Below are 10,147 nucleotides of genomic sequence, written 5' to 3' on the forward strand. Positions count from 1 at the left end.
GACCGTCCGTCGGATCCTCCGGAAGGCGAGGAGCTGAACGTCCTCGTCGTGCTCGGCCACCCCCGGACCGACAGTTTCGGGGCCGCGCTTGCCAAGGCCTACTGCGAGGGCGCACGCGAGGCGGGCGCCGAGGTCCAGGAACTCGCCGTCGCCGACCTCGAGTTCGACCCCGACGTCCACGCCGACTCCCCTGAGAACCAGGAGATGGAGTCCGACCTGATCGACGCCCAGCGCCGGCTGCGGTGGGCCGACCACCTCGCGTTCGTCTACCCGAACTGGTGGGGGACGATGCCGGCGCAGCTCAAGGGCTTTCTCGATCGGGTGCTGACGCCCGGTTTCGCCTTCTCCTTCGAGGGCGAGGGGCCGGGTCACGACTCCCTGCTCTCGGGCCGGACCGCCGAACTGATCTCGACGATGGACATGCCGCCGTGGGTCTACCGCTTCATCTACCGCCAGCCCGGCAACGACGCGATGAAACGCGCTACCCTGGGATTCGTCGGGGTTCGGACGACGCGGGTGACGAACCTCGGGCCGGTCCGGGAGTCCGACCCGAGCGACCGCACGGAGTGGCTTGCGGAGGCGACCCGGCTGGGCGAAAGCCTCGAGAATGGCCCCGAACCTCGTTCGGTCAGAGCCCGCCGCCGGCTGAAATCGTGGCTCTCGGCGCTTCGCCTGCAGTTCTACCCGATGTCGCTGCTCGCCTACGCACTCGGCGCCCTCGCCGCCGCCGGTACGGACGCGTTCTCCGCGCTCGCGATCTGGCTCGGGTTCGTGTTCGTCTTCTTCCTCGAGGCGACGACGGTGCTCACCAACGAGTACGCGGACTACGAAACCGACACCGAGAACGCGTACGCAGGGCCGTTTACAGGTGGTTCCCGGGTGCTGGTCGAGGGCGACCTCGGATTCGGGGAGGTTCGGCGGGGCGCGCTCCTCACGGGGTCGCTCGCCGCCGTTGCCGGAGTCGGGGCGCTGGCCGTCGGAGCCGGCTCGACGCTCGCGACGGCCACGGCGATGGCCGTCCTGGCGGCGCTCGCGCTCGGCTACACCCTGCCGCCGCTCTCGCTTTCCTACCGGACGCTCGGCGAACTCGACGTCGCCGTCACCCACAGCATCGGCGTCCTGCTCGTGGGATTCCTGCTCGCGGGCGGTGCCTCGAGCGATCCGCTGCCGTGGCTGCTCGGGCTCCCCTTCCTGCTGTCGGTCCTTCCTTCGATCACGCTCGCGGGCGTCCCCGATCGGGATGCCGACCGCACCGCCGGAAAGCGGACGATCGCCGTTCGGTTCGGCATCGACGGCGCCGTGGTGGTCGCGGCGGGGACCGCCCTGGCGGCGGCCGCAGCCGGGATCCTCTGGATTTCGCGGGGGGTTCCGGGCTACGATCCTCTCGTCGCCCTGTCGATACCCCACGGGCTCGCGATCGCGTGGGCCGTTCGCGGACTCTACAGGCGGCCGGAACCACGCCGGATCGACCGGCTGATGGTCCTTGCGCTCTCCTATCTCATCTGGTTCGCGGTCGTGCCCCTGTACTCCCTGCTCTGAGCCGCGTGATTGCATCCCGGAGAACAACGAGTACGTCACGCCTTTCTCGAAGCGAGCTCGTCCCGCGAGTTCGTTCACGCCGAGTAATCTCTCAGGTTTCGCTCCCGAAATAAAATCTAAATGAGGGGTGGAGTCGGTGCCGGTCAGTCGAGGTTGGTCGAGAGGAGGTTGAGCGTGGGGCTGAACATCGAAGCGTCCTCGCCGAGGCTCCCGGTATCGTCGGCGCTCAGGTTCTCGTCCCGGGAGAACAGGAAGGCGGTGATCCCTGCTCCGTTGCCGATGTCGTAGCGGATGACGTAGCCCGAGTAGTCGTCGGGCTGGGAGATCTCCGAGACCGTCTCGTCGTCCTCCTGGAGAGAACTAACCGTCGTGGCCTGTTCGAGTTCCGCAACGACCTCGAAGCTTTGTCCTGGGTGGTAGTCGTAGGCGAAGGCGAGGACGTTGCCGTCCTCCTGTAGCGCCATCAGTTACCGCCCCCGTTGCCGCCGCCGTTTCCGCCTCCGTTGCCACCGCCATTGCCGCCGCCATTTCCACCGCCGTTGCCGCCGCCGTTTCCACCGCCGTTTCCACCGCCATTACCGTTCCCGTTGCCTCCATTGCCGTTGCCGTTCCCGTTACCTCCGCCGCCTCCGCCGCCGAGGTCGGTCGAGAGGAGGTTGAGTTCGGGGCTGAACATCGAGGCGTCCTCGCCGAGGGTGCCGCTGTCGCCGGCACTGAGGCTGACGTCCTGGGAGAACAGGAACGCGGTGATCCCTGCCGACCCATCGAGGTTGTACCGGATGACGTGACCCGTGTAGTCGTCGGGCTGGGAGATCTCCGAGACCGTCTCGTCGTCGACTTGGAGGACGTTCACAGTCGTGCTCTGTTCGAGCTGGGCGACCACGTCGAAGCTCTGTCCCGGGTGGTAATCGTACGAGAAGACGAGCGCGTTCCCGTCTTCCTGGGCGGCAACACTCGGTGCGGACGCGCCCGCACCGATGGCCAGCGCGCCGGCCGCGAGCGCGCCCTTTTTCATAAACGATCGTCTCGAGTCGTTGGTCTGTGTCTTGTCGCTCATTGTCTCTCTCGCCCCGGATGGGGCGTACGACCCCTTGACCGGATTTCAGGATAAAGGCCGCCTACTGTTCCACCCGACAGCGATCTGTTGAACGCGATTCCTCTCGCTCCCGAAACGCTCTCCGAGGGCTCAGCGGATGGAAGGTCTCCTGTAGTACCGTTCTCGGCACCAACTCCCCTCGGACCCCTTCTAGTCGTGAATAGGGACGCCTTACAGCGCTCTAGGCTGCCTCTACAGTTCGTGAGTCCGATCTTCCGGATTCGCTTCCGCTCCCCTCCACTCGGCCGTAGTCGGGGGTCTATATCAGTGCACTATTGAACACGGACGAGAACCGCGCGCCGCTGTATCCTCCTCCTATTCGAACTTCGGAGTCCACTGAGAACGGGGGTTGTGCCTCTAGTAGGCGAACTGACTACCGTTGTCCACAACGGGATGCCACCGAGAACGTAGCAGTCGCGACGGTCATACTGCCTGATCCTCTCCGTGAAGAAATTCGGAGTTTCGCCATATTCTCTTGTAGGATAGGACATATTTACGAGGCTGTGGCTGCCTATCTTCTTCTGTGGGGGATACTCCTCCACAACCTCTCGTCCGGAATCTCTCGCTCCGGTCGTCACACCTCACGGTCATCGAAGTGACCGTGATTTTTCACGGAGCTCTACGCGTCACGGATCCACTCGCGCCACACGTTCGAGTGGACTCGTCGACCCGAGGGGGGAACTACGCGTTCTCGCCGCCTCGAAACGAACGGAAGAACGATGAACTCGCTCTCTCCCGCGATCCGTCGTCGCTACTCGAGCAACGGTTCCCCGGTCATCTCGGGGGGCTGGGTTACACCGATCAGTTCCAACAGGGTCGGCGCGATGTCGGCGAGCGTTCCGCCGGGGCGGACCGTCCGCCCGCCGTCGGTCCCGTCGGGGGCGACGTAGACGAAGGGGACCTCGTTGTAGGTGTGGGCCGTGTGGGGCTCTTCCTCGGTGCCCATGTCGTCTGCGTTGCCGTGATCTGCGGTAATGAGAACGTGGGCGCCCGCGTCCGCCAGGGCGTCGGCGAGACGACCCAGTTGGGTGTCGACGGCCTCGACGGCCGCGACGGCCGCACGGTAGTCGCCGGTGTGGCCGACCATGTCGGGATTCGCGTAGTTGAGCACCATCACGTCGGAGCTCTCGGGCCCTCTGATCGCGTCGATTGCCGTGTCGGTCAGTTCGGGGGCGCTCATCTCGGGCTGGTGGTCGTAGGTCGGGACGTCGGGGCTCTCAATGATCTCCCGGCGCTCGCCCTCGAAGGCGACCTCTCTCCCCCCGTTCAGGAAGTACGTGACGTGGGGGTACTTCTCGGATTCGGCGGTCCGGAGCTGTGTCCGCCCGGCGTCGGCGAGCACCTCCCCCAGGACCTGGGAGGGCTGGTTCGGCGGGTAGGCCACCGGAAGGTCGAACGTGGCGTCGTACTGGGTCATCGTCACGACTTCCACCTCCGGCGGGGCGGTCGCGAACTCCCACTCGGGATCGATATCCGCGAGCATTCGGGTGAGCTGGCGGGCCCGGTCGGCCCGGAAGTTGAACCATACGACCGAGTCGCCCTCCTCGAGGATCTTTCCTCCCGCGACCAGCGTCGGCTCGACGAACTCGTCGGTTTCCCCCCGGTCGTAGGACGCTTCGACGGCCTCGACGGCCGACGCCGCCGAGTGGGGGGCCTCCCGGGAGACGATGGCGTCGTACGCCCGCTTCGTCCGTTCCCAGTTGTGATCGCGGTCCATCGCGTAGTACCGGCCCGTCACGGTCGCGACGTCGCCGGTCCCCTCGGATTCGATCACGTCCTCGAGCGCTCCCAAATATTCGCGGCCGCCGGTCGGGGAGGTGTCCCGGCCGTCGGTGATCGCGTGGGTAACCGCCTCGACCTCGCGGTCGGCGGCCATCCTTATCAGGGCGTGGAGGTGGCGGTGATCCGAGTGGACGCCCCCGTCGCTGACGAGTCCTAGAAAGTGGACCCGCCCGCCCGATTCCCGGGCGTGTTCGAAGGCGTCGGTGATCGCGCTGTTCTCTCGAAAGCTGCCGTCGGCGATCGAGTCGCCGATCCGGGTGTACTCCTGGTGGACGACCCGGCCGGCGCCGATGTTCAGGTGGCCGACCTCGCTGTTTCCCATCTGGCCGTCGGGGAGCCCGACCCGCCGGCCGGCGACCTCGAGCCGTCCCGCGGCACCCGCTCGTGTGAGGCGGTCCATCACGGGGGTGTGGGCGGTTTCGACCGCGTCGCGTCCGGCCTTCCGGCCCGATGGATCGTCCGCCCCGCCGAGCCCCCAGCCGTCGAGGACGATGAGTGCCCCGTCCATGTCCGGCGAGTCGGCTGGCAGCCCTAACTACCTGTCGCTCGCGGGGCATACGGATCGCCGCGTGTCGGATCCGCCGACGGATAGCGGGTTCGACGGGACACGGGCCGGAAGGCTGTCTCAGTAGGGACAGTCGGGCTCGTCGCCGACTGGGTTGACGAACTCGAGGTCGAGGGGATCGTTCCGGACGGTGACCTGGACGACCGCGGGGTCGCCGACCTCTTCGAGGTCGGCCCCGCTCCAGGTCCCGCCCTCCAGGCGCGCCTCGAGGCGGGTTCCCTCCCCCTCGCCGGGGAGGTCCTCCCTGGTGACGGCCGCGTGGTCGAGCCCGGAGCGATCGACGGCCCGGAGGGAGACGGCGTCCTCGTAGACCGTCTCGTCGCCGTTTCGGAGCCGCAGGGAGACGACGCGGTCCTCGTCGTCGGCGTTCGTCACGGAGACCTCACAGACCGAGACGGGCTCCGCGGAGTCGGTCAGCGATCCGAGACAGCCGGCCGTCGGGAGGAGGACGAACGCAGCCCCCGCTCCGAGGGCTGCTCTGCGGGTGGAGGCCATGGTCGGACCGTTTTCGCCGTTGACAATAAGTGTTCGCGTCGGCGCCGATACGGGCCGTTTTTCTCCCCTCGCTCCCGATCCACGACGTGGCCGTCCTCGTCTCCATGGCCGTCGGCGCCGTCTTCGGAATCGCGCTCGCGGCGCCGCCCGGTCCGATGAACGCGATCATCGCCGCCGAGAGCGTCACGCGGGGCTGGGTGGCCGGGTTCCGGGCCGGCGTCGGTGCGATGTCGGCGGACGTCCTGCTGTTCGTCCTCACGATCGGCGGGCTCGCGGGCGTCGTCTCCCGCTCCGAGGCTCTCGAGGCTCTCCTCTTTCTGGTCGGCGGGCTGCTCATGCTCGTCTTCGCGGCCGACGCAGTCGGCTCGCTAGCGGGCTCGTTCGTCCCGGCCGAGCGGCCCGTCGCGGGCTTTCGGAAGACGTTCGTGCTCTCGCTTACCAATCCCTACCAGCTCGCGTTCTGGCTCACCGCCGGCGTCGGCCTCGTCCGGCCCGGCACGATCGACCTCGCCGACCACGTTCCGCTGGGCGACCTCGTCGGCTCGGTCCCGATCGAGACCGGGAGCCCGGCGCTGCTCCTGGGGTTTTTCGCGGGGATCGCGATCTGGGTCGTCGCCTACCCCGCGGGCCTGGTCGCGGCCGGTGACCGGATCAACGCGCTCGCGCCGATCGTCTCGGCCGGTAGCGCCCTCGTGCTCGCGGGCTTCGGCCTCGTCTTCTGCTGGCTCGGGGTTGCGGGTTTGCTATAGCTCTAGGCGCGCCCGCTGGCGACTGAGCCACCCGACGACCCGTCGTCGGAGCCGTCCCAGCGCCGTGACCGGCGGCTCCGCCTCGAGCACGTCGGGGTGGTCGCGGGGAAGCCAGTCGATGACCTCCAGCAGGGGTGGGTTGAGCCAGTAGCCGTCCCCGCGGTGGTGGCGCCGGCTCCGGTCGTCGAAGTACTCGCGTTCGCCGCCCGTCATCGCCCAGTGGGTGAGTTCGTGAAGCTCGTTCAGGACGAGCAGTTCGACGATGCCGACGCCCCAGCGCTCCATCCCGAGGGGGTAGTACCGGAAGTTATGGACGATCACCGCGACCTCCTCGCCGTCCTCGTCCGGAGCGACCTCCCGCGCCACGCCGTCGTCGTTTTCCGCGCCGTTGCCGGCGCTATCCACGTCGAACTCGGCGTACAGCGCCGGCGCGGGCGGGTAGTCCTCGAACAGCGCGTGGACCCGACGGGGACGCCGGGCGTCGTCCTCGAGAGCGGACTCGATCGCCGCGCCGAGTTCCCGATCGGGGAGGCCCACGGGCGCTTACGTTCCGTCGCCGGTGGGGTCGCCGCGGTCGTCACGGTTGGAGCGGTGGCCGTCCATTCCTGCGATCTCCTCGCCGAGCCACTCGCGGAACCACTTCACCCGTTTGAGCCGCTGGTGGGCGATGCTCTCGGCGGTCGGGCTCTCGATCCGGTCGGCGGCCGTCCGCCCGCGTTCTAGAACCCGATCGACCATCTCGTCGGCCTCCATGTGCGTGCGGGCCTCGTAACCCATCCGCAACAGCATGAGGACGGTGCCGTTGGCGCCGATCTTGTCGAGGAGGTCGGCCTCGATCAGCGACTGTGCCTCGAGGGGAACGTCGCTAACCGAGCCCTGGTAGGAGTGGTGTTCGATCGCGCGACACACCTGTGAGACGAACGACTCGGGGTACTCCCCGCGGGACTCGAGGTACTCCCGGGCGACCCGGGCGCCGGCCTCGGCGTGGAGTTCCTGGTCGGCCTCGAGTTTGGCGACGTCGTGGAAGACGGCGGCGACCCGGGTGACGTCGACGTCGGCGCCCTCCCGTTCGGCGATCTCCGTCGCGAGCGAGACGACGTTCAGGATATGGTTGTGGCGGTACTCCGCGGAGTGCCACGGATACCACCGCATCCGGCCGCCCTCGGTTTCCTTCTCGACGCTGGCGGCGAGATACTCGAAGACGAACGCCGTCATCGCCTCGAACTCCGCGTCGCTCACCTCGGTTTCGGTTATCTCGACGCCCACGATGGATCCCTCCGCGGCGTACGAACGATAGTCATTACCCGAATGATGGTCGGTTTCACTCTTTAGCCTTTGGTTCAGGTCACTCCCGACGGGAAGTCCGCTCTCGGAGTCGAGGCGGTTGTATTGACTGCAGTGGCCTTATGCGTCCGTCGGCTGAACGGTTTCGTGTGAACCTGAGCAAGGGATACCTGCTTGCGCTGGTCGCCGTCTTCGCCGTTCTCTCCTATCTACTGGTGATCCCGTTCGTCCAGTACGTCCTCCTCGCGATCCTCGTCGCGTACGTCCTCGCGCCCCTCCACCGGCGTCTCGCCCCCCGGACGTCGCCGACGATCTCGGCGTTCGTGCTGATCGTGTTCGCGATCGCCGCCTTTTTCGTCCCGTTCGCGGTCGTCATCGCGGCGGTCGCCGGCGACGCCGCCTCGATCGTTTCGAACCTCGACCCGGAGGCACTCCAGGTCGGCATGGTCGAGAGCCGGATCCAGAACCTGACCGGCCGGGAGGTCGACATCGCGGGCGCGGTCGGGGACTCCGGCCAGCAGATCGGGATGGTCGTCGTCGAGCAGTCGACGACCTGGTTCAGCGCCGCGACCCACGCCGCCGTCGGGCTCGGGCTGGCGCTGTTCCTGATCTACTACTTCCTCCGTGACGGCCGCGAGCTCATGGGGTGGCTCCACGCGACCTCGCCGCTTCCCGACGACGTCCAGTCGGAACTCTACGAGGAACTCGACGCCGTGATGGCCGCCGTCCTGCTCGGTCACGTCCTGATCGCGCTCATCCAGGGCGGGATCGCCGGAATCGGCCTGTTCGTGACGGGGATCCCCAACGCCGCTTTCTGGACGTTCGTGATGATAATCCTCGCGTTGATCCCGCTGGTCGGCTCCTTTCTCATCTGGGGGCCCGCGATCGCCTACCTGTTCGTTACCGGCGAGCCCGTGTTCGCGGCGGGGCTCGCCGTCTACTGTCTGATCGTCGTCAGCCTCTCTGACGACTACCTCCGGCCGGTCCTCGTCGATCGCTACGCCGACCTCAATCCCGCGATCATCATCCTCGGGGTGCTCGGCGGGGTCTACGCCTTCGGGATCATGGGTCTCTTCTTCGGACCCGTCGTCCTCGGAGCCCTGCTCGCGACCCTGAACGTCGTCGCCGACTACTACGACGAACTCGACTACGAGCGCGCCGACATCTGACCGGGCGACCGCCGAGCGGGACCGTCGTGTTTTTGACCGGCGAGCCCCCACTCCCGCCGTGGCCCGCTACCACATCGAGACCTACGGCTGCACCTCGAACCGCGGCGAGAGCGCCGCGATCGAGCGTCGGCTCCGCGACGCGGGCCATCGCAAGGTCGAAGGCGCCACCGAGGCCGACGTCGCTATCCTCAACACCTGCACCGTCGTCGAGAAGACCGAACGGAACATGCTCCGTCGTGCCGAAGAACTCGCCGACGAAACCGCCGACCTCTACGTCACGGGCTGTATGGCCATTGCCCAGAGCGAGGCGTTCCGCGAGGCCGGTGTCGACGGGGAGGTCCTCCACTGGGACGAGGTCCCCGAGGCGGTCACCAACGGGGAGTGTCCGACGACGACGCCCGACGCCGAACCGGTTCTCGACGGCGTCGTCGGCATCCTCCCCATCGCGCGGGGCTGCATGTCCGACTGCTCGTACTGCATCACCAAGCACGCGACGGGCAAGATCGACTCTCCACCCATCGAGGCAAACGTCGAGAAGGCCCGCGCGCTGCTCCACGCGGGTGCAACGGAGATCCGCGTCACGGGCCAGGACACCGGCGTCTACGGCTGGGAGCAAGGCGAGCGAAAACTGCCCGAACTCCTCTCGCGGATCTGTGCGCTCGAGGGCGAGTTCCGGGTTCGGGTCGGGATGGCGAACCCGAAGGGCGTTCACGGCATCCGCGAGGAGTTGGCCCAGGTGTTCGCCGACAACGAGGAACTCTACGACTTCCTCCACGCGCCCGTCCAGTCGGGCAGCAACGACGTTTTGGGGGAGATGCGCCGCCAGCACCAGGTGGGCGAGTACGTCGAGGTCGTCGAAACCTTCGATTCAGTTCTAGAGTACTGGACGCTCTCGACTGACTTCATCGTCGGCTTCCCCACCGAAACCGACCGCGACCACGCCCAGTCGATGGCCCTGCTTCGAGAAACGCGGCCCGAGAAGGTCAACGTCACCCGATTCTCGAAGCGTCCCGGAACCGATGCCGCCGATCTGAAGGGGCTGGGCGGGACGATCAAGAAGGAGCGCTCGAAGGAGATGAGCGAACTCAAAAGCGAGGTCGTCGGTGCGGCCTACGAGGGGATGGTCGGCGAACGCCGTGAGGACGTCCTCGTCGTCGAGGAGGGCACCGGCGACTCGGTGAAGTGTCGGGACTCGGCGTACCGTCAGATCATCGTTCAGGACGCCGGCGAGTACGGCATCGAGCCCGGCGACTTCATCGACTGCGAGATCACGGGTCAGAACACCGTTTACGCGTTCGGCGAGCCGGTCTGAGTCCCCGATTCACTCGTCTGTCAACTACCCCGCCCTGAACGCCTTCGGCGTTCTGCGGACGGGGCTTGCGTGGCTTCGGTCGGGAGTTGTGGTCCCGGACCGACTTTTGTGCCGGTGCGGTCGGTCGGCAGAGGCAATGTAATTGGACGTGACCTC

10 protein-coding genes are annotated in these 10,147 nt (G+C 67.2%); 4 read left to right on the plus strand and 6 right to left on the minus strand.

Annotation, left to right across the window (positions count from 1 at the left end; translation table 11 throughout):
* Positions 1-33: 33 nt before the first annotated feature.
* Positions 34-1,539: an NAD(P)H-dependent oxidoreductase gene (locus LCF40_RS16655; RefSeq protein WP_224829348.1), complete on the plus strand. Its 1,506-nt coding sequence runs from the start codon at positions 34-36 to the stop codon at positions 1,537-1,539.
* A 143-nt stretch (positions 1,540-1,682) separates the two neighbouring features.
* On the opposite strand, the gene LCF40_RS16660 is transcribed toward LCF40_RS16655, so the two are convergent.
* The 4 genes from LCF40_RS16660 to LCF40_RS16675 form a co-directional block, all read right to left on the minus strand.
* Entirely contained in the window at positions 1,683-2,003 is a 321-nt protein-coding gene (locus tag LCF40_RS16660; protein WP_224829341.1) for a hypothetical protein, read from the minus strand.
* A complete protein-coding gene (locus LCF40_RS16665) occupies positions 2,003-2,596 on the minus strand; it encodes a twin-arginine translocation signal domain-containing protein (RefSeq protein ID WP_224829342.1) in 594 nt (197 codons plus the stop codon). The genes LCF40_RS16660 and LCF40_RS16665 overlap by 1 nt, the downstream gene beginning before the upstream one ends.
* 790 nt (positions 2,597-3,386) lie before the next feature.
* Positions 3,387-4,925: a 2,3-bisphosphoglycerate-independent phosphoglycerate mutase gene (gene gpmI, locus LCF40_RS16670; RefSeq protein WP_224829343.1), complete on the minus strand. Its 1,539-nt coding sequence runs from the start codon at positions 4,923-4,925 to the stop codon at positions 3,387-3,389.
* Between the two features lie 117 nt (positions 4,926-5,042).
* Complete coding sequence (locus LCF40_RS16675; protein ID WP_224829344.1) at positions 5,043-5,477, minus strand: hypothetical protein; 435 nt, start codon at positions 5,475-5,477, stop codon at positions 5,043-5,045.
* Between the two features lie 104 nt (positions 5,478-5,581).
* Here LCF40_RS16675 and LCF40_RS16680 point away from each other — a divergent pair, with 104 nt between their 5' ends.
* Positions 5,582-6,226, plus strand: a complete 645-nt coding sequence (locus LCF40_RS16680; RefSeq protein ID WP_224829349.1) for a LysE family translocator — start codon at positions 5,582-5,584, stop codon at positions 6,224-6,226.
* Here the strand turns inward: LCF40_RS16680 and LCF40_RS16685 are convergent.
* Together LCF40_RS16685 and LCF40_RS16690 are read right to left on the minus strand one after the other, a co-directional pair.
* A complete protein-coding gene (locus tag LCF40_RS16685; protein WP_224829345.1) occupies positions 6,221-6,763 on the minus strand; it encodes a hypothetical protein in 543 nt (180 codons plus the stop codon). The genes LCF40_RS16680 and LCF40_RS16685 overlap by 6 nt on opposite strands.
* 6 nt (positions 6,764-6,769) lie before the next feature.
* A complete protein-coding gene (locus tag LCF40_RS16690; RefSeq protein WP_224829346.1) occupies positions 6,770-7,492 on the minus strand; it encodes an HD domain-containing protein in 723 nt (240 codons plus the stop codon).
* A 167-nt stretch (positions 7,493-7,659) separates the two neighbouring features.
* Here LCF40_RS16690 and LCF40_RS16695 point away from each other — a divergent pair, with 167 nt between their 5' ends.
* The gene (locus LCF40_RS16695; RefSeq protein ID WP_114577868.1) at positions 7,660-8,679 is read left to right on the plus strand and encodes an AI-2E family transporter; all 1,020 of its coding nucleotides are present in this window, start codon (positions 7,660-7,662) and stop codon (positions 8,677-8,679) included.
* A gap of 58 nt (positions 8,680-8,737) precedes the next feature.
* Entirely contained in the window at positions 8,738-9,991 is a 1,254-nt protein-coding gene (locus tag LCF40_RS16700; protein ID WP_224829347.1) for a tRNA (N(6)-L-threonylcarbamoyladenosine(37)-C(2))-methylthiotransferase, read from the plus strand.
* Positions 9,992-10,147 lie beyond the last annotated feature (156 nt).

Source organism: Saliphagus infecundisoli, assembly GCF_020177375.1.
GTDB lineage: Archaea > Halobacteriota > Halobacteria > Halobacteriales > Natrialbaceae > Saliphagus > Saliphagus infecundisoli.